Source organism: Pantoea sp. SGAir0180 (assembly GCF_043546245.1).
In genome coordinates this window covers 2,872,215-2,894,380 of sequence record NZ_CP028071.1, presented here as the reverse complement: position 1 = coordinate 2,894,380, position 22,166 = coordinate 2,872,215, and the positions used below count along the sequence as shown (strand labels likewise).

Below are 22,166 nucleotides of genomic sequence, written 5' to 3'. Positions count from 1 at the left end.
TTTAAACGGTGTCTTTTTAACAGTGCAGGGCAATAATTAACGTATTCTTTCCCTGTTTGCGCTTATTTAGGGCAGCACGCTGATCATTGCGACGCAGGGTGAGAGTTATTGGTGCAATTTCTTTTTGATGATTACGTTTCTGCCAGACGTAAAAAAAACAGGTGGAATGGCGTTAATACATAAATGGCGTTCAGGTGGAACGGGCAGGTAAGTGGCACAGCATTTGCAGTGCTACTTAGGCCGGAACGAAGCAAGGTGTCTTGCTGACCATAAAAAACAGAGGTAACGCCATGAGTCGCTTTACACTTAAACAGCTCAGATATTTCGTCGCCGTGGTGGAGACGGAAAGCATTGCGGAAGCCTCGCGTCAGTTGCATATCGCCCAGCCCTCCATTTCCGTTTCCATCAAAAACCTGGAGGACGCCTTCGATCAGCAACTGCTCATCCGCCATCACGCACAAGGTGTTTCGCTGACGCCTGGCGGCCGCCGTTTTTACGAAAAGGCGCAGGAGCTGCTACGTCTGACACACGAGTTTGAGCAAAACTCACGTGCAGATAACACCCTGATTTCAGGCACGATTGCGGTGGGATGCTTTGAATCTGCGGCGCCGCTGTATATGCCCAAACTGATAGCCGGGTTTAAAAAACACTATCCTGATATTACTATTGAACTGTACGATGGCGAGCAGCATGAACTGATGCATGGACTCCATCGCGGACGTTTTGATCTGGCTTTTCTCTACGATCTCGAGCTGGATAACACCATTCAAAAAACCACGTTAAACGCCCCGCATAAACCTTACGCGCTCCTGCCGGTAAACCATCCACTGGCACAAAAATCCCTGGTCACGCTGCGTGAGCTGAGTCAGGAACCTATGATTTTGCTGGATGCGGTACCCAGCAGGAATTACTTCATCAATATTTTCAAAAGCAAAGGGTACCACCCGCAGGTAGCCTACAGTTCGCCCTCCATTGAAATGGTGCGTTGCATGGTAGGACAGGGGCTGGGGTTTTCAGTTCTGGTCACCCGCCCCTGCACTGATGTGACTTATGACGGTGAAAAGCTGGCGCAGATTGATATTGAAGATGATATGGAAGCCTCGACGTTAATCATGGCCTGGTTAAGTCATAATGAACCGACGCGACCGACAAAACTTTTTATGGACTATTGCCAGAATAGTGCGTTGGGGCCCACCGTGTAAAAAGTGCCGCGCAATTACCGTGCTGTTTGGTAAGAAAAAGAAATGTATTTGCGGTAAATCTCATCGGCTAATTTCGCGCTTTATTCGCTGAGTGGCTTTAATAACCGGGCACGTATCTTCTGCTTATTAATTTCTTATTCAGATATTAGCTTTATAATATTTTACCCATTCATCTGCCTCAAATAGTCTTGGCGCTGGCGCGTGTCAGGAACACGTCATTAAAACGTCGGGCTTGAGGATGATGGAATGACAATATCAGAGCAAGAAACAGATACCCTGGTGATTGGGGCAGGGCAGGCCGGCATCGCCATGAGCGAGCATCTGGGGCGGCTCGGCATTCCGCATTGCGTGCTGGAAAAAAATCGTATTGCCGAAGCGTGGCGGACCCGGCGCTGGGACTCGCTGGTCGCCAACGGCCCGGCCTGGCACGATCGGTTTCCCGGCATGACTTTTCCGGGGCAGGATCCTGACAGCTTTGTGCCTAAAGAACAGATTGCTGACTATTTTGAAGCGTATGTGCAGCACATCGAGGCGCCTGTCAAAACGGGCGTAGAAGTCATCAGCGTGGTACCGCGTGTCGGGCGCAGCGGGTTCGACGTCTCAACCTCTGCTGGTCCGATCGTTGCCCGGCGCGTAGTCGTCGCCACAGGGCCTTTTCAGAAGCCTGTGATTCCCGCCATTGCGCCCACGGATACACGGTTCACCCAGTTACATTCGGCGGACTACCGTAACCCGCAACAACTGCCTGAAGGTGGTGTGCTGGTTATCGGCGCGGGCTCGTCAGGGGTGCAGATTGCCGATGAGCTTCAGCGTGCAGGAAAAGACGTGTGGCTCTCCGTTGGTCCCCACGATCGTCCGCCTCGCCGCTATCGCAACCGGGACTTTTGCTGGTGGTTAGGAGTCCTTGGCCTGTGGGATGCGGCAGCCAGCCAACCGGGGAAAGAACACGTCACCATCGCGGTCAGCGGCGCGCGCGGCGGGCATACCGTCGACTTTCGCAAACTGGCGGAGCAGGGCATCAACCTGGTCGGATTGACGGAGCGCTTTTCCGGCGAGGTCGTGACCTTTAAGCCCGATCTGGCGCAAAACATTGCCGCAGGCGATGAAAACTATTTATCCCTGCTGGATGCGGCCGATGCCTGGGTTGAACGCCATGGCCTGAATTTACCCGAGGATCCGGCCGCACGCGCCTTTCTGCCCGATCCGGAAAGCGTCTCGCATCCTGTGCAGTCGCTCAATCTGGTCCGCGCAGGGATCACGACGCTCATCTGGGCGACAGGCTATGCCACGGATTATACCTGGCTGAAGGTTAACGCCTTTGACGAGAAAAACAGACCTCTCCATCAACGCGGCGTCTCCCCGGAGTCCGGACTCTATTTCCTCGGGCTGCCCTGGCAGTCGCGCCGCGGCTCCTCGTTTATCTGGGGCGTGTGGCATGACGCAAAGTATGTTGCCGACCATATTGCTATTCAGCGCCAGTATCAGGATTACCGTGCCGCGTCAGAAAACTGAACCAGGAGACTGCTGTTATGCCAACCCATACTCGTATTCGGATGTTTAACACCAAAGAAACGTACCCTAATCAAACGCTGAACAACGATCTTTGCCAGGCCGTACGTGCAGGTAACACAGTGTACCTGCGCGGCCAGGTCGGCACTGACTTCGACGGTAATCTGATTGGCCTGGGCGATCCGGCCGCGCAGGCGGCGCAGGCGATGAAAAATGTGAAGCAACTGCTGGAAGAGGCGGGGAGCGATCTGTCGCATATTGTCAAAACCACCACGTATATAGTCGACCCGCGTTATCGCGAACCGGTCTACCGGGAAGTCGGAAAGTGGCTAAAAGGTGTTTTCCCCGTCTCAACAGGGCTGGTGATTTCGGCTCTGGCACAGCCGCAGTGGCTGATGGAAATTGATGTCATTGCGGTGATTCCGGATGACTGGAAACGTGGAGCAGACCAATGACCTTATCAGTGACGGCACGGTGTGAAGAAACCGGTCAGCTCGGCATCGCTATCAGTTCATCCAGCATTGCGGTAGGCGCGCGCTGTCCCTGGCTCCAGGCCGGCGTGGGTGCCGTATCCAGCCAGAATATTACGTTGCCCTCTCTGGGGCAGCAGATTCTGTTGCATCTGGATCAGGGCAGCGATCTGAACGTGGCGCTAAAGCGGGCGCTGGCTGGCGACAGATTCAGTGATTACCGCCAGGTCGCCGCGATTGATATTCAGGGTAACACGGCGTTTTTCAGTGGCAGCAAGACGCTGGGTATCTGGAGCATGGCCGAAGGAAAAAACTGTATCGCCGCAGGCAATATGCTGGCGAACAAGGGCGTAACGGCATCCATGTGCGCGGCCTTTGAAGCGGCCTCCGGTGAACTCGCCAGTCGGCTACTTGCCGCCCTTCAGGCCGGCGTGGCGGCAGGCGGAGAAGCCGGGCCGTTACATTCTGCTGCGCTCAAACTCGTGGATGATTATCCCTGGCCGCTGGTGGATCTGCGCATCGACTGGACCGGGCACGACCCTGTCGGGCAGTTGACACAACTGTGGCTTGCCTATGAACCTCAGATGGAAGCCTATGTCACGCGCGCGCTGGATCCGCGTGAGGCACCGGCCTATGGTGTGCCCGGCGATGAATGAGACGTTACGGGCGCTTCTGGCCTCCCTGCTGGCCTTTGACACAACCAGTCGGGTGTCAAACCTGGCCCTGATCCAGTTTATTGACGACTACCTGACTGACAGAGGCATAACGACGCAGTGGCTGTATGACGACAGCGGTAAAAAAGCCAATCTGTATGCGCGTCTGGGGCCGGAGGGCGAAGGCGGCGTTATGCTGTCAGGGCATACGGACGTGGTGCCGGTTGAGGGGCAAAACTGGTCCGTGCCGCCTTTCGCCCTGACGGAACGTGACGGACGATACTACGGCCGGGGAAGCGCCGATATGAAAGGCTTTATTGCCTGCGTGCTGGCCATGCTGGATGCGTTTCTTCAGCAGCCCCTGCGCATGCCTTTGCATCTGGCGTTTTCCTGTGACGAAGAGGTGGGGTGCCTGGGCGTGCGCTCGCTGGTGGCGATGCTCAATGCCTCACCGGCAAAACCGGCGATGTGTATTGTGGGTGAGCCGACCGCCATGCAGCCGGTTTACGGACATAAGGGAAAACGGGCGGTGCGCTGTCGGGTGCAGGGCCACGCCTGCCACTCTGCCTATACGCATCAGGGCGTGAATGCGGTTCACTACGCCGCCCGGTTAATTGCGCATCTTTTGCAGCAGGAAGAAGCGTTAAAGCAGCAACGTGACGAACGGTTTGAACCGCCTTACAGCACGCTGCAGATTGGCACGATTCAGGGCGGGACAGCACTGAATATTGTTCCTGAGATCTGCCAGTTTGATATGGAGTGGCGAACGCTGCCTGGTACGGATGCTCAGGCGCTGTATGACAGCGTACGCCACTTCGCCGAAGCAGAACTGGTGCCTGAAATGCAGCGCACTGAACCGTTGTGCAACATTACCTTTCAACCACTGAGCGACTACCCCGGCTTATTGACCGATCCGCAGACCGACTTTGCCCGCTGGCTGGCGCAGTGGAGCGGACATAACGACTTCGCTACGGTCGCCTTTGGCACCGAAGGGGGATTATTTAACGAGATTGGGGTAGCCACGTTGGTCTGCGGGCCGGGAAGCATGGAACAGGGACACAAAGCAGATGAGTTTGTCAGTCTTGAACAGCTTGAACGCTGTATGGCAATGCTACAAAACCTGCGTCAGTGGATGGCGGTAACGTCCACCAATAAAGCCACGCAGGGTGGAGCGCGCCGCGCGGCCAGATGATCGGCAAAAACGTTTGCGGGTGCGGTTTACAACCGGCCGTAAAACGTCAGGCGGGCCGTTTCCGACAGGGCGATGCCGGGCGCGGTATTGTAGGCCAGCACCGCCAGCATGCGCGTGACGTCGCCTTCTGTGGGCGTCACGCGATGCAGTGAATTTCGCCCACGAAACAGTACCAGGTCACCGGCATCCATAGCCAGTTCATCGACGGCGTGCTGTTCATCGAGCACGGCGGCCACGCCCGCGTAATTCATTTCGCCTGCATCAGCATCCCGCAGGTCTTTCACATACTGAAATCGTCCACCGCCCAGCGGTTTCTGCACCAGCAACGTGATGGCAAACGAGGAGTTATCAAAATGCCATCCCAGCTCTTTACCCTGTGGCGCATAGTGCAGGTTAATCGAAGACAACGGGTCGGCGTAGGGATACAGCGCCTCTTCGTCCAGCACTTCGCATAAGAAAGACTGAAACAGCGCATCGTCATACAGCTGACGCAGCGGGGAATCCGCTGCAATCATATCGTCCGTAATGCACCCTTTGGTGCTGTTTACTTGGCGGTTGCGTGGATGGCTGTCGCTGAAGCCGGCATCCGTTTTCATCAGGTAAACGTTGTGCTGACTGACAGTGTAATAAGCCCGATCGCGCTGCGCATTGCCTTCTGCGACGATGGCCTGCAGGGCGGCAGGCTGCAAAAAATGACGCAACACCAGCGCGCCGTGTTGATTAAGTTGCCTGCGACAGTCTTGACGCCAGGCGTGGTCGGTCAGAGGATGTAAGTCAGTACGTACCAGGGCTTTGGGCATCGTCGCGGTCTCATAATGAATGAATTGTCACACTAGCCTGCCCGGCATCAGCTGAATACCAATAAATCGTTAATACCCTGATAAGGAATGCTTAATGCCCAACCCGTCATCGCGCTTGCCTAAAATCAACGTGATTCAGTCATTTAAAGTGGCTGCGGAAACCGGCAGCCTGACCAGGGCCGCGGCACAGCTGGCCTTAACCCCTGCGGCGGTGAGTCAGCAAATTCGCCAGCTTGAAGATCATCTTGGCTGCGTCCTGTTTTTACGTACGCAACAGGGCGTGATGCTGACGGAGACGGGCAAGCAGTATCTTCGCTATGTCACGGAAGCCTTTGCGGTTCTCCAGCTTGGTCAGCGTAACATAGGATGCACTGAGACCGCCGCACAGCTTACGCTTTACACGCTGCCGGCGCTGGCGTCGAAATGGCTGTTGCCACATCTGTGCCGCTGGCGTGAACGCTGTCCGGATGTCAGTCTTTCCTTACATGGCACGCATGCGGAGGTGGATTTTGCTCAAACGCCGGCCGACTTTGTGATGTGTTTCGGCGAGGAGGCGTATCCCAGACTGAATAAAGCGTATTTGTTTCATGATGAGGTGCTCCCGGTCGCCAGCCCGCGGCTGATCGACGCCTTTTCCCGCGAGGATCTGTTACGGCATGCGCCGCTGATTCATCTCGACTGGGGCAAAGAAGGGCGCTTTTTGCCAGACTGGTCGGGCTGGTTTGAGGCGAAAGGAATGGCTGTGCCAGCAGCCCGACCAGCCATGACCTTTAACCTGACCTCGCTGGCGATTGATGCCGCCGTGGCCGGCGCTGGTGTGCTGCTGGGACAGCGCCGGATGATCGCCCAGGCGCTGTGCCGGGGCGAACTGGTCATTGTTGATGCGCTCGCGTTGCCGCTCAGCAAGCCCTATTATCTGGCCTGGCCGAATCGCACGCTGAACCAGCCTGGCGCAGAGGCAATGATCGCCTGGTTAGGCGAGCTCGCCGCCCTGTAGGAAGGCGTAGGGGTTGCAGTTGAGCGCTTTCGCGGCGTGAAGCGTTAGACTCAGGCCTCCCGGCCTTAACATATGACTGCTCCGCCGGGCTTAGCTCATCAGACTGACCTGCGCTGCTACGATGCGCCAGCCCTGCGGAAACTTCACCCAGGTCTGTTGCTGACGGCCAATTTTCTCCGTGCCCGCCCGGGTAAATTCGGTGCTGCACACCGCGTACGCGTCACCAAACGTGGTGATCACCGTATTGCGCAGCGTGCGGTCCAGCCCCGCCGACGGTCTTGCCGCGCGAAACGCGCGGATTTCATCGATGCCGTACAGGTTCTCGCCAGCGCCTAAGCGCACGGTCCGCGGATCGTGCCAGAACAGTTCATCCAGGACGGCAATGTCGTTGCCCGTCAGCGCCTTTTCATAACGGTAGAACGCGGCGGTAACGGCGTTCAGCACCTCGGGAAGATCAATCGCGTCAGTATTCATTGTGCTCCTGCCCTGCGGGTGGGCGAAAATGTCAGTCCTTGTTGTTCAAGGGCACAGGCTGCGCGTAAGACAGCCTGTTCGTTAAAGGGGGCGCCAATTAACTGTACGCCAATCGGTAAACCGCTCGCCGTCGTCATCGGCACAGTACAGACGGGAAGTCCAAGGAAGGAGATCGGCTGCGTCAGCATGCCCATGCTGGCCTTCGTCGGCAGATTCTGCCCGTTAATGGCAATCGTTTCCTGACCAATTAACGGCGCGCTACATGGCGTGGCAGGGGCGATAAGCACATCGTACTGCGCAAACAGCGGGACGACCTGCTGCTGAAAGTGGCGGCGGAAGCGCTGGGCCTGAACATACCATGCCGCGGGCAGCATCGCACCAGCCAGCAGGCGTTCACGCGAATGGGGCTCAAACAGGTTGGGCTGCTGACGCAGCGCAGGCAGGTAATGATTGCCGCCTTCAGAGGCGGTCATAATAAAGGCGGCCGAGCGCGCTAACTCAGCCTCCGCGATTACCACGTCGTCCTGAGCCTGTAACGCCTGCGCCACCTGTAATTGCGCCGCGCGGGCATCATCATTACACCAGGTCGAAAAGAAGCCGCCCAGTACGGCGCAGCGCAAATCCTGTGCACCGTTTTTCAGCTGCGGTAAGGTGGCTGCCAGCGGGCGATCGGCCTGGAAGGCATCCGTGCTGTCGTGCCCTTGCAGCAGATCGTAAACCAGGGCCAGATCGTCCACCCGACGGGCAAAGGGACCGATATGATCCAGACTGGCGACAAACGGATGGCTGCCGCTGCGGGATAAGCGGCCAAAAGTCGGTTTCAGGCCAAAAATCCCACACAGGGAAGCCGGGACGCGGATTGAGCCGTTGGTGTCCGTCCCCAGCGAGAAAGGCACCAGCCCCGCTGCCACGGCGGCGGCCGAACCGCCGGATGAGCCGCCCGCAATGCGCGCCAGATCATGCGGGTTGTGCGTCGCCCCGTAGTGGGTATTTTCGGTGGTAAAACCGTAGGCATAGGCATCCATGTTGACCATGCCGGAAAGCAGGGCACCGGCCTGCTGAAGTTGGGTGATGGCAAAGGCATCCCGGGTTGCGGCCGGACGCTGACGAAACAGTCTGGCCCCCGCCAGGGTAGTGTACCCCTGCACGTCAAACAGGTTTTTTACCGCATAGGGAATGCCCGCCAGCGGCGGCAAGGTCTCGCCGCGCAGGCGTTGCTTGTCTATCGCATCCGCTTCCTGCACCATCCGCGTTGCGGTGATATCCGTCCAGGCATTAAGCTGCGGATTCTGTTTCTCAATCGCGGTCAGTGTCTGTTCCGCCACTTCACGGGCGCTGATATCACCGTGCTGAATCGCCTGCTGAAGTGCCTGAATGGAAACCTCGTCTGGTCTCATGCTTTGTACACTCCTGCGACTTCGAGCCGGTCGTCCAGCGGATAAGCCATCAACGGGGCCGCCATATCGGCAATGCGCGTCATCTGTTGTAGCAGTGCGGTACGGCGATCCTCGTCCAGTTCCACGTTCAGGATTTGCTCCATTTGGGCAATATAGGCTGCCCAGTCACTCTGATTCATGATTTACTCCTGTCAGAAACCGGCGGCGCTGCCGTTGCTGCGCGGATCGCTTGCGCCTTCAAACATACCGTTGTTGTGACGAACAATGGCACCTGCATGGCCGACGGCCTCACTGTAGGCCGGCAGCGACTCCACGTCATGTCCTAACGCACGTAGCGCCTCCAGGGTGTCGGGCGCGAAGCGACTTTCCAGTTTGAGCGAGTCCGACAACTGGCCCCAGGTCCGCCCCAGCAGCCAGCGAGGTGCGCTAACGGCCTGCTGCAGCGGCAGGCGCTGAATAACATGGCGGGTAAAAATGGCTGCCTGAGTTTGCGGCTGGCCATCGCCGCCCATGGAGCCGTATACCATGGTGCGACCATCCTTCAGGCGTGCGGCGGCAGGATTCAGCGTATGGAAGGGTTGTTTACCGGGCGCCAGCGCCAGCATATGGTCGGGATCGAGGCTAAAAGCCGCGCCCCGGTTTTGCCAGACAAGTCCGGTGCCGGGCACCACTACACCGCTGCCAAACTCATGATAAATACTTTGGATAAAGGAAACGGAAAGCCCGCTGCTGTCCATCACGCCCATCCAGACGGTATCGCCAGGCCCGCGACCGGTTCCCCAGGGCGCGGCGCGATCATCCTGAATCTGGCTGGCGAGGGTGGCGAGGGTTTCGCCGTCAAGCAGTGCCTGCAGATCCTCAACCACATGGCGGGGATCGGTAATATGCTGATCCCGAAGGGCAAACGCTTTTTTGGTGGCTTCGACGATACGGTGGATCGTCTGCACCTCATCTGCGTTCGCCATGTCCAGATGATCCGTGATGCCCAGTATGGCCAGCGACACCATACCTTGTGTCGGTGGCGTGATATTCCAGATATCGCCTTCGCTGTGGCGAATATGGAGCGGCGTGACGCGGCGAGCCCGTTGCTGCTGTAAATCGGCCAGGGTGATGGGAATGCCCAGGTTGACCATTTCTTCCGCAAGGTGCTGTGCCAGCGTGCCGCGATAAAAACTGTCCAGACCTTCTTCGCTCAGCAGGCTCAATGTACGGGCTAAATCAGGCTGGGTGAAACGGCTGCCTTCCGCAGGCACATCGCCGTCCGGTAAAAACGTGGCGGCAAAGCCAGGCAGATGCTGTAGCTCGTCGCGCTTCGTCCGCGTCGCCGCGGCTTGTGAGGCGGTGACGGGAATGCCATCGGCAGCATAGCGAACAGCATCGCGGAGTAAGCGCGGTAAAGGCAGGGTAGTTCCCCCCAGTTCTGCGGACAGGTCCAGTGCCGCCTGCCAGCCGCTCACCGTGCCCGCCACCGTCAGGGCCGCTTTAGGCCCGCGATGAGGGATATGGGTTTCCCCCTTATAGAAGTCAAAATTCGCCAGCGAACCCGCTCTGCCACTGCCATCAATGCCAACCGGATCGCCTTCGCCTGGCATGATCAGCCAGAATCCGTCACCGCCCAGCCCATTCATGTGCGGATAGACCACCGCAATCGTCGCCGCGGCGGCCACCATGGCCTCAATCGCGTTCCCCCCTTCCCGCAGTACCGCCAGCGCACTTTCACTGGCCAGATGATGCGGCGTCACGGCCATGCCTAACGGGGCCAAATTGCTCTGAATCATGCTCTTCTCATTCTGTTTTTCAGGGTACAAAGCAAAAGGTTAAGCAAGAGCCGTTCCAGTTTTTAAGAAGACAACGTCTCTGGACAGGTTTATCTGGCCCAAATTATGCTAGCTTCTGTGGCAATCCCGCGATTGAAACAAAAGTTACAGGACCTGAATGAAACAGCTTGATGAGCGACTCAGAACGCATTATCCCCAGCTTTCGCCGCAGGAGCAGCGTATAGCCGACTTTATTTTTGACCACTTTGATGACCTGATTAGCTATAACAGTGCCGAGCTGGCACGCCTGAGCGGTGTCTCAAAAGCCACGGTGAGCCGACTGTTTAAGCGCCTGGGCTATGACAAATATAAAGACATGCGCGATGAGCTCCGTACCCTGCGCCAGAGCGGTATGCCGTTAACGGATAACCGGGATGCGGTACAGGGAAATACCCTGCTGTCGCGGCATTACAAGCAGGAAATGGCCAATCTGACACAATGGGTTAACAGCATTGATCCCCAGCAATTCGCCGATGTCATCGCCCAGCTGGCGCAGGCAAAGCGTATCTATATTGTTGGCATGCGTAATGCCTATCCGGTGGCGCTGCATCTGCGTCAGCAGCTCATTCAGACGCGTGCTCAGGTGCATATTCTGCCCCAGCCGGGCCAGACGCTGGCAGAGGATTTGGTGGACATCACGCCGGAGGACATGGTGGTCGTGATTGCGTTTCGCCGCCGCACCCGCATTATTCAGCCGTTAATGCAGCAGCTGCAAACCGCAAGGATTCCGGTACTGGCGCTGTGTGAGCCCCAGGCGCAGAGCGTGATTTCACTGGCGCGCTGGCAGTTTTGCGCCCCGCTGGACAGCGTCTCCGCCTTCGACAGCTACGCCTCGGCCATGAGCCTGGTGAACCTGCTCGCCAACGCCCTGCTGCATGAATTACTGGCGCTGGGGCGGCCGCGTATTCATCAGATTGCCGATCTTTATCAGCACCTTGATGAGCTGGAGCACCGTTAGCAGGCACCATTTTGGTGCTTTGCCCCTTTTTGGACCGTCTCCCGGGGTGACTCGGGAATCGTATCGAGCTTAGTAAAAGCCGCCATTTCAGCGTTAATCCGCATTTATCCCCCACCCGTTGCGTTGGCACATTAGTTGCAGAATGCCAATCATAAGAATCTTTTGTTTCACATAATCTCACCGGGGTGCATAATGAAAAAAGTATTAATGGCCGTTGTCGCGGCAGCCGTACTGATGGCACAGGCAGGCAGCGTGCTGGCGGATCAACTGCAGGACATCCAGAAACGCGGCGTGCTGCGGGTGGCAGTACCGCAGGATTTCCCACCGTTTGGCTCCGTGGGGACCGATCTGCAACCGCAGGGCTATGACATCGACATGGCAAAGTATCTGGCCAAACAGATGAAACTTAAGTTGCAACTGGTGCCGGTCAGCAGTGCCAACCGTGTGCCTTATCTGCAGACGGACAAGGTGGATCTGGTGATCTCCAGCATGGGGAAAAATCCTGAGCGTGAAAAGGTAATTGATTTCAGCCGGGCTTACGCGCCGTTCTTTCTGGGCGTTTTTGGACCTAAAGGCGATCATCTGAAAGATCCCGCGGCGCTGAGCGGCAAGTCGGTGGGTGTCACCCGTGGTGCGGTGGAAGATATGGTGCTGAGCGAGGTGGCGCCGAAAGACGCGCAGGTGAAACGTTATGAAGATAACAACACCACGTTATCAGCCTACCTCTCCGGACAGGTGCAATATGTCGCTACCGGCAACCTGGTCGTCGCAGCCATTACGCGTCAGAACCCGGCTAAAGCCCCTGTTGCGCAGTTCATGCTGAAAGACTCGCCGTGCTATATCGGACTGAAAAAAGACGAGCCGGCACTGAAAGAGAAAGTGAATGCGCTGATCGACCAGGGCATTAAAGACGGCACGCTGAACAAAATGTCCGAAGAGTGGCTGAAAGCGCCGCTGCCAGCCAACCTGGGCGCATAAGGACGGGGCAATGACCGGGCAACTTAATTTCCCTGCATTGTTGCCGTACTGGCCGGAGTTGCTCTCCGGCCTGTGGGTAACGATCCAGTTAACGGTGCTGGCGACGGTCGGCGGCGTCAGTATCGGCATTATCGGCGCGGCGCTGCGCAGCGGTAAACCCAGTTGGTTAAGCCGCCTGTGGGGCATCTATGTCGAACTGATTCGTAATACGCCGTTTGTGGTGCAGCTGTTCTTTATTGTGTTCGGTTTACCCAACCTGGGGCTGAAACTCACCGCAGGGGAAGCCGCACTGCTGGCGATGCTGGTTAACCTGGGGGCCTATAGCACGGAAATTATCCGGGCGGGCATTCAGGTCACGCCAAAAGGGCAGTGGGAAGCCGGTCGGGTGCTGGGATTAACGCGCAGCCAGACCTTTCTGCGCGTGGTGTTGCCACCGTCGCTGCAACGGATTTATCCGGCGCTGGTGAGTCAGTGCATCATTGTGATGCTGGGATCGTCGGTCGTCTCGCAGGTCTCCTACGAGGAGCTGACCTTTGCCGCCAACCTGATTCAGTCACGCACGTTTTTGAGTTTCGAAGTTTACTCGGTGACCACGTTGATCTACCTGGCGTTGTCGATAGTAATGCGTCAACTGCTGCTGGCGATTGGCCGCAAGTGGCTGGGGGTGCAGGCATGATGACAACCTTTACCGACTGGGACATCGTGCGCAACCTGCTGCTGGCCGCGCGCTGGACGATTGCCCTGTCGCTGGTGGCCTTTTTAGGCGGTACGCTCGTGACGTTACCTCTGCTGTTTTTACGTCTGTTAAAGCGTAAATGGCTGACGCGAATCATTCGCGCGTACACCGAGCTGTTCCAGGGCACACCGCTGCTGATGCAGCTGTTTCTGGCTTTCTTTGGCGTCGGGCTGTTTGGCATCGACGTTGCGCCCTGGACCGCTGCGTCGCTGGCGCTGACCTTTTATACCAGCGCCTATTTGCTGGATATCTGGCACGGCAGTATTCAGGCGCTGCCAAAAGGGCAGTGGGAAGCGTCACGCTGCCTCGGCCTGAACTTTGGTCAGACGCTCACGCGGGTGATTGCGCCTCAGGCGATCCGCATTGCGATTGCCCCGACAGTGGGGTTTGCCGTGCAGGTGATTAAAGGCACCGCGCTGGCCTCCATTATCGGATTTGTCGAGCTGACCAAAGCCGGCACCATTTTGAATAACGTGACTTACCAGCCGTTTAAAGTCTTTGGGCTGGTGGCACTGGGCTACTTCCTGATGTGTTATCCGCTGTCGCGTTACAGCCAGTATCTGGAGAAAAAATTCAATGCCGCTCATCACCATTAATCAGGTCCAGAAGTATTACGGCACCAACCATGTTTTGAAGGGCGTGGATCTGGATATCGATATGGGAGAAGTGATCTCGATTATCGGTCGCAGCGGTTCCGGCAAAAGTACACTGCTGCGCTGCATGAACGGGCTGGAAGGCTATCAGGATGGCAGCATTAAACTCGGCGGCATGACCATCACCGACCGCGACTCACAGGCGCGCGAAATCAGCCGCTCCGTAGGGATGGTATTTCAGAACTTCAACCTGTTCCCACATATGACGGCGCTGGAAAACGTCATGCTGGCACCGCGTCGGGTTCTGAAAAAAAGTCAGGCCGAGTGCCGCGAACTGGCAGCCCGTATGCTGGAAAAAGTGGGGCTGGGCGAGCGGCTGGATTATTACCCGTCCAGCCTGTCAGGCGGACAGCAACAGCGCGTAGCCATTGCCCGCGCACTGGCCATGGAACCCCGGGTATTACTGTGTGATGAGATCACCTCAGCCCTGGACCCAGAGCTGGTCGGCGAAGTGCTGAAAGTGCTGGAGCAACTTGCCGCCGAAGGCATGACGTTAATTCTCGTCACCCATGAAATGAACTTCGCCCGCGATGTGGGCGATCGTGTGGTCTTTATGCATCAGGGGCGCGTCTGGGAACAGGGGGACAGCAAAACACTGTTTGCCCATCCGCAGACGGCGGAGCTAAAGCAGTTTATTTCCTCTGTGCGTCTGTGAGTGCTTAACAAGGAATTCACTATGGATATCTCTCAATTTTCGCAAATTAATCCGCCTCAGCGCCTGTTAATGGGCCCCGGTCCGATCAATGCCGATCCGCGTGTGCTGCGCGCGATGTCGAGCCAGTTGCTCGGACAATATGATCCGGCGATGACCCATTACATGAATGAAGTGATGGCGCTCTATCGCGGCGTGTTCCGCACCGAAAACCGCTGGACGCTGCTGATCGACGGTACCTCACGCGCCGGTATTGAAGCGATCCTGCTGTCGGCGATTCGCCCTGGCGATAAGGTGCTGGTGCCAGTCTATGGCCGTTTTGGTCATCTGCTGTGTGAAATTGCCCGTCGCTGCCGGGCCGATGTGCACACCATTGCGGTGCCGTGGGGAGAGGTGTTTACGCCCGATCAGATCGAAGATGCGATTAAAAAAGTAAAACCGCGTTTGCTGTTGACCGTACAGGGCGATACCTCAACCACTATGCTGCAGCCGCTGGCGGAGCTGGGGGCGATCTGCAAAAAATATGGTGTGCTGTTTTACACCGATGCCACGGCGTCGCTGGCGGGCAATGCGCTGGAAACCGATGCATGGGGCCTGGACGCGGTGTCCGCCGGCATGCAGAAATGCCTGGGTGGTCCGTCAGGAACTTCGCCCATCACGCTGAGCGATGAGATGGCAGCGGTGATCCGCCAGCGCAAATGCGTAGAGCAGGGGATCCGCACGGATGCGCACCAGGATGGCGATGACGAGATGATCTACTCCAACTATTTCGATCTCGGCATGATCATGGATTACTGGGGCCCGGAACGCCTCAATCATCACACTGAAGCGACCAGCGCCCTGTTCGGCGCACGTGAATGCGCGCGTCTGATTCTGCAGGAAGGGCTGGATAACGGGATTGCGCGCCACAAGCTGCACGGCGAAGCGATGTTAAAAGGCATTCAGGGGATGGGGCTGGAAACCTTTGGCGATCTCAGCAACAAAATGAGTAACGTGCTGGGCGTAGTGATCCCTCAGGGCGTCAATGGCGATGAGGTCCGTAAGCTGATGCTGGAAGATTTCGGCATTGAAATCGGCACGTCGTTTGGTCCGTTGCACGGCAAAGTCTGGCGCATCGGCACAATGGGTTACAACGCGCGCAAAGACTGCGTGATGCAAACCCTGGCCGCGCTGGAAATGGTGTTGTCGCATGTCGGTTACCGTACGCCACAGGGCGCGGGCTCGCAGGCGGCATGGAACCACTACGGGAGCCATGCATGATGATGAATGCCAGCGAGGCTCAGGTTGCCGCCCGGCGCGTGATGGCGCGCTGTGATGCGCTGGCTGAGATCAGTGAAAGCGAACAAGGGCTGACACGGGTTTATCTGTCGCCGGAACACCTGCGTGCCAACGCGCGCGTCGGTGAGTGGATGCAGGCCGCCGGTATGACGGTCTGGCAGGATGAAGTCGGCAATATCTGCGGCCGCTACGACGCCGCCCAGCCTGGCGCACCTGCGCTGCTGCTGGGCTCGCATCTGGACACGGTTCGTAATGCGGGCCGCTATGACGGCATGCTGGGCGTGCTGAGCGCGATTGAAACCGTGCAGTGGCTCCACGATCGCCAGCGTCGCCTGCCCCTGGCCATTGAAATCATCGGCTTTGGTGATGAAGAAGGCACGCGTTTTGGCATTACCCTGCTGGGCAGTCGCGGCATTACCGGCACCTGGCCTGACAGCTGGCCGACCCATCCTGACGGCAATGGCATTACGGTGGCACAGGCGATGCAGGATGTCGGCCTGGACGCCAGCCAGATCTCACGCGCCGCGCGTAACGTCAGCGACATCGTGGCCTATCTTGAACTGCACATTGAGCAGGGACCTTGCCTGGAGCAGGAAGATCTCGCGTTGGGTGTGGTTACCGCGATCAACGGTGCCCGTCGCCTCAATTGCTGTTTCACCGGTGAGGCCGGTCATGCCGGAACCGTACCCATGGCGCATCGTAAAGACGCGCTGGCCGCTGCCGCAGAGTGGATGGTATTCATCGAGCATACCACGCGCGAGCAGACTTCACCGCTGGTCGCCACGGTGGGCACGCTGAACTGCGCGCCGGGCGCGGTGAACGTCATTCCGGGGGAGGTGCATCTGTCGCTGGATGTGCGTGGACCCGAGGACGCGCCGCTTGAATCGTTGCTGTCCTCGTTGCTGACCCAGGCGGAAGCCATTGCACTGCGTCGCGGTTTAACCTTTAGCGCGCAGGAGTATTACCGTATCGCGGCAACGGCCTGCGATGCCGGATTGCAACAGGCGCTGAGCCACGCGGTAGAAACCGTTCAGGGACGCTGCCTGGCGCTGCCCAGCGGGGCGGGTCATGATGCTATTGCCATTGCAGAGCGCTGGCCGGTGGGGATGCTGTTCGTGCGTAACCACCGCGGCATCAGCCACCATCCGGCAGAATCGGTGAATGAAGCCGATGTCGCGCCAGCGGTTCAGGCCTATTTGCAGACGATTTGCCACCTTGCGGAGCAGCATTAATATGGATCTGGATACCTTTAACCAGTTACCGGAAGCCGCTGCACAGCTTGCCCTGTCCCACTGCGTTGCGCTGCCGCACTGGCAGCTGGCGCTGGTGGCGGCCCGCCCGTTTCACAGCCTTGATGCCCTGCTGGCTGAAGCACAACGGCTGACACAGGACTGGCAGGAGGACGATCTGAATCAGGCGCTCTCCGCTCATCCACGCATCGGGGAAAAGGCGCAGGGCAACGAGAAGGAAAAACAGTTGTCGCGTAGCGAACAGGCGGCCATGCAACACGCAGACGACGCGTTACATCAGGCCATGGTGCGGGGCAATCAGGCATATGAGGCGCGCTTTAACCGGGTATTTTTGATTCGGGCCAAAGGACGCAGCGCACAGACGCTGCTTGATGAACTCACGCGGCGGCTGGACAACAGCCCGGAAACCGAGCAACAGGAAGCCCTGGCGCAGTTGCGGGAAATCACCCTGCTGCGCTTAAAGGAGAGTTTTTCATGAGCACCATCAGCACTCACATTCTGGATACGGCGCTGGGAAAACCCGCGCCGGGCGTTGCCATGTTGCTGGAACAGCACACGGCACAAGGCTGGACTCCCTGTGCACAAGGCGTCACAGATAACGATGGTCGTCTGAAGGATCTGACACCTGAGCCACTTGCGCCTGGGCAGTATCGCCTCACGGCAGATATTGGCGCCTACTTTCGCGCGGACGGACGGGAAACCTTATACGTCAGCGCACAAATTGATTTTGTCCTCACGGAAAGCGGCAGCCATTACCACTTGCCCTTTTTGATATCCCCCTGGAGCTGGTCCACCTATCGCGGCAGCTGACGGGTCCATCGGGCGCAGCTTTTTTTTCGCTGCGCTTGAAAGCTAATGGCTATCAATACCTTCGGCCCATCCGACTATATTCCTGCTAACGCCAGGGTTATCTTAGCGATGACAATGTGAAGGCAACGGAGCCGATAATGAGCACGCCAAAAGATAATGATGTAGCCGCTTCAGGTAAATGTCCCTTTCATCACGGTAAATCGGAAGAAGAAAGCGTTCTGGCTCGTGGAGCCGGTAGTGGTACCAGCAATCGCGACTGGTGGCCAAATATGCTGCGCGTGGATCTGCTGAACCAGCACTCCAACCGCTCTAATCCCCTCGGCGAAAACTTCAACTACCGCGAAGAGTTCAGCAAACTGGACTATTCCGCACTGAAAGCCGATATCCGGGCGTTGCTCACCGACTCCCAGTCATGGTGGCCTGCCGACTGGGGCAGCTACATTGGTCTGTTCATCCGTATGGCGTGGCACAGTGCCGGCACATACCGCACTATCGATGGCCGTGGCGGCTCCGGTCGTGGTCAGCAGCGTTTCGCGCCGCTGAACTCCTGGCCTGACAACGTCAGCCTGGACAAAGCCCGTCGCCTGCTGTGGCCGGTCAAACAGAAATACGGCCAGAAAATTTCCTGGGCCGACCTCTATATTCTCGCGGGTAACGTTTCGCTGGAAAACTCAGGTTTCCGTACCTTTGGTTTTGGTGCCGGTCGTGAAGACGTCTGGGAACCGGATATGGACGTGGACTGGGGTAACGAAACCGAGTGGCTGGCCCACCGTCATCCCGAAAGTCTGGCTAACGCCCCGCTGGGCGCAACCGAAATGGGGCTGATCTACGTGAACCCAGAGGGGCCTGAAGCCAGCGGCGATCCGGCATCTGCCGCGCCAGCGATTCGCGCCACCTTTGGCAACATGGGCATGAACGATGAAGAGATCGTCGCGTTGATCGCAGGCGGGCATACGCTGGGTAAAACCCACGGTGCGGCGGCGGCCAGCCATGTTGGCGTCGATCCGGAAGCGTCACCCATCGAAGCTCAGGGCTTTGGCTGGAACAACAGCTACGGCAGCGGTGTCGGTGCCGATGCGATTACGTCGGGTCTGGAAGTCGTCTGGACGCAGACGCCAACTCAGTGGAGTAACTACTTCTTTGAGAACCTGTTTAAATATGAGTGGGTGAAAACACATAGCCCGGCAGGGGCCATTCAGTATGAAGCCGTTAACGCAGAAGCCATTATTCCGGACCCGTTCGATCCTGAGAAAAAGCGTAAACCCACCATGCTGGTTACGGACCTGACGCTGCGTTTTGATCCGGAGTTCGAGAAAATCTCTCGTCGTTTCCTTAACGATCCGCAGGCCTTTAACGAAGCCTTCGCCCGCGCCTGGTTTAAACTGACGCACCGCGATATGGGGCCAAAAGCACGTTACATCGGGCCAGAAGTGCCGAAAGAAGATTTACTGTGGCAGGATCCGTTACCGCAGCCGACTCATCAGCCCACGCCAGCGGATATCAGTGAGCTGAAGGCGAAAATCGCGGCGTCAGGTCTGAGCGTGAGCCAGCTGGTTTCAGCGGCCTGGGCATCGGCATCAACCTTCCGGGGTGGCGACAAACGTGGCGGAGCGAACGGTGCCCGTCTGGCCCTGGCACCGCAGAATAGCTGGGCTGTGAACGCCAGCGTGATTAACGACGTGTTACCAAAACTGCAGCAGATTCAGCAGGAATCCGGCAAGGCCTCGCTGGCTGACGTCATCGTCCTTGCGGGCAGCGTCGGTATCGAAATGGCCGCCGCCGCTGCGGGCGTGGCCGCGCAGGTCCCCTTTACGCCAGGTCGTGTGGATGCTCGTCAGGATCAAACCGATGTCGAATCCTTTAACGTGCTTCAGCCGCTGGCGGACGGGTTCCGTAACTACCGTCGCGTGAAAGGCGGCTCGTCAACCGAAACCCTGCTGCTGGACAAAGCACAGCAGCTGACGCTGAGCGCGCCGGAACTGACGGTGTTACTGGGTGGTCTGCGTGTGCTGGGGACCAACTTTGACGGCAGCCATCATGGCGTCTTTACTGACCGCGTCGGCGTTCTGAGTAACGACTTCTTCGTAAACTTGCTGGATATGCGCACCGCCTGGCGTGCGACCGACAGCAGTGAAGAGATCTTTGAAGGCCGTGACCGTCAGAGTGGCGAAGTCAGGTTCAGCGCCACGCGTGCCGATCTGGTGTTCGGTTCCAACGCCATCCTGCGCGCCCTGGCGGAAGTCTATGCCAGCAGCGATGCGAAACAGAAGTTTGTTGCTGACTTCGTGGCGGCCTGGACAAAAGTAATGAATCTGGACCGTTTCGACCTGCAATAACTGACTGAAGCGCCCCGGCCAGGCCGGGGGCGCTTTTATTCTGCCAGCGTAAAGCCATCCGCATCCCGCCACGCCGGAAACCGCTCGCGATAAGCCTGCAGATCGGCAAGCGACAGCGACGCCTCAACCTTACCTGCCGTGAAGGGCTCACCTGCAGCCAGCACCTCGCCTTGCGGTGAAATAATTCGGCTGTCCCCACTGTACTGATGTTGGTTGCCATCGCTGCCCACGCGATTGCAGCCCGCCACAAACGCCTGATTCTCAATCGCCCGGGCCAGCAGTAGCGCCTGCCAGTGCAGCGCGCGCGCCGCAGGCCAGTTGGCCACATACAACGCCAGATCGTAGTCATTTTGGTTGCGCGAAAAGACCGGAAAGCGCAGGTCGTAACAGATTTGCGGCAAAATGCGCCAGCCGCGCCACTGAATCACCGTGCGCGTCGTGCCCGCGACGTAATGCTGCTGCTCATCCGCCATGCGAAACAGGTGTCGCTTGTCATAGTGATGCAGCGTGCCATTCGGCTCAACCAGTAAAAAACGGTTCACGGCACCCGCTGGCGTATGTATCGCAACACTGCCGCCCACCAGCGCATTCGTGCGCTTCGCATGGCGGTGTAACCATGTCACGACCTGCTGTTGCGGCAGGGCCTGCTGTGCAGCCTCCATCGCAAAACCGGTGGTGAACATCTCCGGCAGAATAATCACATCCCGGTCTGTCATGTCAGCCAGCAGATTATCGAAATGGCGCAGGTTAGCCTCGCCATCCATCCACGTCAGCGGCGCTTGCAACAACGTAATGGCTAAAGACGACATAAACGCTCCGCTGCGGCGTCGAGCGTCGCTTCCTGTTTTGCAAAGCACAGCCGGATCAGTTTGTGTGGGAAAGGCGCTTCACAGAAGACCGACAGCGGGATCGCGGCTACGCCCACTTCGCGCGTCAGCCACTGGCAAAACTGCACGTCATCCAGCGCCGATATAGCGCTGTAGTCCGCCAGCAGGAAGTAGGTGCCTTCGCACGGTAAAATGCGGAAACGGCTACGGCTCAGTGCCTGTATCAGCCGGTCACGGCGCGCGCGATAGAAGTCGGGCAGCTCACGATAATGTTCAGGATGCTGGCGCAGCATATCGGCAATCGCCAGTTGAGCGGGTGTGTTGACGGAAAAAGTGAGGTACTGATGGATTTTGCGGATTTCTGCGCTGATCGCCGCGGGGGCGACGCAGTAACCCACTTTCCAGCCGGTCATGTGAAAGGTTTTGCCAAACGAGGAAACCGCCACCGCACGTTGACGCAGTTCGGGGTGCGCCAGCACGCTGGCATGACCGTCCTGGGCAAAACAGATGTGCTCATAAACCTCATCGCTCAGCACATAAATTTCCCGGTCAGCAATCGCCTGCCATAAGGCCGCATAGTCCGCCTGATGCCAGACGCTGGCCGAGGGATTATGTGGCGTATTTAAGATAACCAGTCGGGTTTTATCGCTTAACAGCGCGGAGAACGCCGGCCAGTCAACTGCAAACGTGGGCGGCTGCAGGGTGAGGCGTTTCAGTACGCCGCCCGCCAGTTGCACCGCGGGCGCATAGCTGTCGTAACTGGGATCGAAGCAGATCACCTCGTCACCCGGGCGAACCAGGGCAGTGATCGCGGCATACAGCGCTTCGGTTGCGCCTGCGGTCACGGTGATATCGCTGTTCACATCGGGACGATAGTCGTACAACGCAGCGGTCTTTTCGGCAATGGCTTCGCGTAACGGTTGTGCGCCGGTCATGGGGGCATACTGATTGGCACCCTGACTGACATGATAAGCCAGCCTGTCCTGCAGGTAGCGCGGACCATCAAAATCCGGAAAACCCTGGGAAAGATTGATGGCGTTATGCTGCTGTGCCAGCGCGCTCATCTGCGTGAATATCGTGGTGCCGAGGGCGGGTAACTTGCTCTCAGGCGTGAGGATGGATTGCGTCATGATTAGGTTGCCTTACGCGCAAAAACGGTTACGGAGAAACGCTGAGT

23 protein-coding genes are annotated in these 22,166 nt (G+C 57.8%); 16 read left to right on the top strand and 7 right to left on the bottom strand.

Translation table 11 applies throughout. From position 1 onward, the window contains the following. Window positions 1-290 precede the first annotated feature (290 nt). The 5 genes from C1N58_RS13745 to argE all read left to right on the top strand — a co-directional run bounded on the left by C1N58_RS13745 (window position 291) and on the right by argE (window position 5,026). Window positions 291-1,202 carry a LysR substrate-binding domain-containing protein gene (locus C1N58_RS13745; RefSeq protein WP_033738508.1) on the top strand — a complete coding sequence of 304 codons (912 nt, stop codon included), beginning with the start codon at window positions 291-293 and terminating at the stop codon, window positions 1,200-1,202. 246 nt (window positions 1,203-1,448) lie between these two features. Then, a complete protein-coding gene (locus tag C1N58_RS13740) occupies window positions 1,449-2,714 on the top strand; it encodes a flavin-containing monooxygenase (RefSeq protein WP_058702731.1) in 1,266 nt (421 codons plus the stop codon). 17 nt (window positions 2,715-2,731) lie between these two features. Beyond that, entirely contained in the window at window positions 2,732-3,166 is a 435-nt protein-coding gene (locus C1N58_RS13735) for a RidA family protein (protein WP_394564249.1), read from the top strand. Next, window positions 3,163-3,837 (top strand): DUF1028 domain-containing protein, encoded by a 675-nt coding sequence (locus C1N58_RS13730; RefSeq protein WP_162286961.1) that lies wholly within the window; start codon window positions 3,163-3,165, stop codon window positions 3,835-3,837. Before C1N58_RS13735 ends, C1N58_RS13730 begins: the two co-directional genes overlap by 4 nt. After that, the gene (gene argE / locus C1N58_RS13725) at window positions 3,815-5,026 is read left to right on the top strand and encodes an acetylornithine deacetylase (protein ID WP_394564889.1); all 1,212 of its coding nucleotides are present in this window, start codon (window positions 3,815-3,817) and stop codon (window positions 5,024-5,026) included. The genes C1N58_RS13730 and argE overlap by 23 nt, the downstream gene beginning before the upstream one ends. Before the next feature lie 26 nt (window positions 5,027-5,052). Here the strand turns inward: argE and C1N58_RS13720 are convergent, their stop codons facing one another. Next, window positions 5,053-5,826 carry a HalD/BesD family halogenase gene (locus C1N58_RS13720; protein WP_394564248.1) on the bottom strand — a complete coding sequence of 258 codons (774 nt, stop codon included), beginning with the start codon at window positions 5,824-5,826 and terminating at the stop codon, window positions 5,053-5,055. Between the two features lie 94 nt (window positions 5,827-5,920). Between C1N58_RS13720 and C1N58_RS13715 the strand changes: the two genes are divergently transcribed. Further along, window positions 5,921-6,823 carry a LysR substrate-binding domain-containing protein gene (locus C1N58_RS13715; RefSeq protein WP_394549870.1) on the top strand — a complete coding sequence of 301 codons (903 nt, stop codon included), beginning with the start codon at window positions 5,921-5,923 and terminating at the stop codon, window positions 6,821-6,823. 90 nt (window positions 6,824-6,913) lie between these two features. On the opposite strand, the gene hpxZ is transcribed toward C1N58_RS13715, so the two are convergent. Genes hpxZ through C1N58_RS13695 form a run of 4 tightly spaced genes read right to left on the bottom strand, consistent with a single transcriptional unit; the run spans window position 6,914 to window position 10,472 of the window. Beyond that, window positions 6,914-7,297 (bottom strand): oxalurate catabolism protein HpxZ, encoded by a 384-nt coding sequence (hpxZ, locus tag C1N58_RS13710; RefSeq protein WP_394549869.1) that lies wholly within the window; start codon window positions 7,295-7,297, stop codon window positions 6,914-6,916. Beyond that, the gene (locus tag C1N58_RS13705) at window positions 7,294-8,694 is read right to left on the bottom strand and encodes an AtzE family amidohydrolase (RefSeq protein ID WP_394549868.1); all 1,401 of its coding nucleotides are present in this window, start codon (window positions 8,692-8,694) and stop codon (window positions 7,294-7,296) included. Before C1N58_RS13705 ends, hpxZ begins: the two co-directional genes overlap by 4 nt. Next, window positions 8,691-8,873, bottom strand: coding sequence for an oxalurate catabolism protein HpxX (gene hpxX, locus C1N58_RS13700; protein ID WP_185200609.1), 183 nt, complete (start codon window positions 8,871-8,873; stop codon window positions 8,691-8,693). The genes C1N58_RS13705 and hpxX overlap by 4 nt, the downstream gene beginning before the upstream one ends. A gap of 12 nt (window positions 8,874-8,885) precedes the next feature. After that, window positions 8,886-10,472 (bottom strand): gamma-glutamyltransferase family protein, encoded by a 1,587-nt coding sequence (locus C1N58_RS13695; RefSeq protein WP_394549867.1) that lies wholly within the window; start codon window positions 10,470-10,472, stop codon window positions 8,886-8,888. Between the two features lie 157 nt (window positions 10,473-10,629). On the opposite strand from C1N58_RS13695, the gene hpxU reads away from it, so the two are divergent. The 10 genes from hpxU to katG all read left to right on the top strand — a co-directional run bounded on the left by hpxU (window position 10,630) and on the right by katG (window position 20,162). Continuing rightward, window positions 10,630-11,469 carry a MurR/RpiR family transcriptional regulator HpxU gene (gene hpxU, locus C1N58_RS13690; RefSeq protein WP_039338586.1) on the top strand — a complete coding sequence of 280 codons (840 nt, stop codon included), beginning with the start codon at window positions 10,630-10,632 and terminating at the stop codon, window positions 11,467-11,469. Window positions 11,470-11,661: 192 nt separating this feature from the next. Beyond that, complete coding sequence (locus C1N58_RS13685) at window positions 11,662-12,447, top strand: transporter substrate-binding domain-containing protein (protein WP_006118026.1); 786 nt, start codon at window positions 11,662-11,664, stop codon at window positions 12,445-12,447. Window positions 12,448-12,457: 10 nt separating this feature from the next. Continuing rightward, on the top strand, window positions 12,458-13,123 hold the full coding sequence (locus C1N58_RS13680) for an amino acid ABC transporter permease (protein WP_006118027.1): 666 nt from the start codon (window positions 12,458-12,460) through the stop codon (window positions 13,121-13,123). Then, the gene (locus tag C1N58_RS13675; RefSeq protein WP_033738775.1) at window positions 13,123-13,779 is read left to right on the top strand and encodes an amino acid ABC transporter permease; all 657 of its coding nucleotides are present in this window, start codon (window positions 13,123-13,125) and stop codon (window positions 13,777-13,779) included. Before C1N58_RS13680 ends, C1N58_RS13675 begins: the two co-directional genes overlap by 1 nt. After that, complete coding sequence (locus C1N58_RS13670) at window positions 13,760-14,491, top strand: amino acid ABC transporter ATP-binding protein (RefSeq protein WP_006118029.1); 732 nt, start codon at window positions 13,760-13,762, stop codon at window positions 14,489-14,491. The genes C1N58_RS13675 and C1N58_RS13670 overlap by 20 nt, the downstream gene beginning before the upstream one ends. A gap of 21 nt (window positions 14,492-14,512) precedes the next feature. After that, window positions 14,513-15,748 carry a pyridoxal-phosphate-dependent aminotransferase family protein gene (locus C1N58_RS13665; protein ID WP_006118030.1) on the top strand — a complete coding sequence of 412 codons (1,236 nt, stop codon included), beginning with the start codon at window positions 14,513-14,515 and terminating at the stop codon, window positions 15,746-15,748. After that, window positions 15,745-16,998 carry an allantoate amidohydrolase gene (hpxK, locus tag C1N58_RS13660; RefSeq protein WP_054688101.1) on the top strand — a complete coding sequence of 418 codons (1,254 nt, stop codon included), beginning with the start codon at window positions 15,745-15,747 and terminating at the stop codon, window positions 16,996-16,998. Before C1N58_RS13665 ends, hpxK begins: the two co-directional genes overlap by 4 nt. A 1-nt stretch (window position 16,999) precedes the next feature. Beyond that, window positions 17,000-17,494, top strand: a complete 495-nt coding sequence (uraD, locus tag C1N58_RS13655) for a 2-oxo-4-hydroxy-4-carboxy-5-ureidoimidazoline decarboxylase (protein WP_110268568.1) — start codon at window positions 17,000-17,002, stop codon at window positions 17,492-17,494. Further along, window positions 17,491-17,826, top strand: a complete 336-nt coding sequence (gene uraH, locus C1N58_RS13650) for a hydroxyisourate hydrolase (protein WP_006118033.1) — start codon at window positions 17,491-17,493, stop codon at window positions 17,824-17,826. The genes uraD and uraH overlap by 4 nt, the downstream gene beginning before the upstream one ends. Before the next feature lie 137 nt (window positions 17,827-17,963). Continuing rightward, complete coding sequence (katG, locus tag C1N58_RS13645; protein ID WP_054688100.1) at window positions 17,964-20,162, top strand: catalase/peroxidase HPI; 2,199 nt, start codon at window positions 17,964-17,966, stop codon at window positions 20,160-20,162. 35 nt (window positions 20,163-20,197) lie between these two features. Here katG and C1N58_RS13640 read toward each other — a convergent pair whose 3' ends face one another. Further along, window positions 20,198-20,971: an amidohydrolase gene (locus C1N58_RS13640; RefSeq protein ID WP_394564247.1), complete on the bottom strand. Its 774-nt coding sequence runs from the start codon at window positions 20,969-20,971 to the stop codon at window positions 20,198-20,200. Continuing rightward, on the bottom strand, window positions 20,959-22,119 hold the full coding sequence (locus C1N58_RS13635) for a pyridoxal phosphate-dependent aminotransferase (protein WP_054688098.1): 1,161 nt from the start codon (window positions 22,117-22,119) through the stop codon (window positions 20,959-20,961). The genes C1N58_RS13640 and C1N58_RS13635 overlap by 13 nt, the downstream gene beginning before the upstream one ends. Window positions 22,120-22,166: the final 47 nt, after the last annotated feature.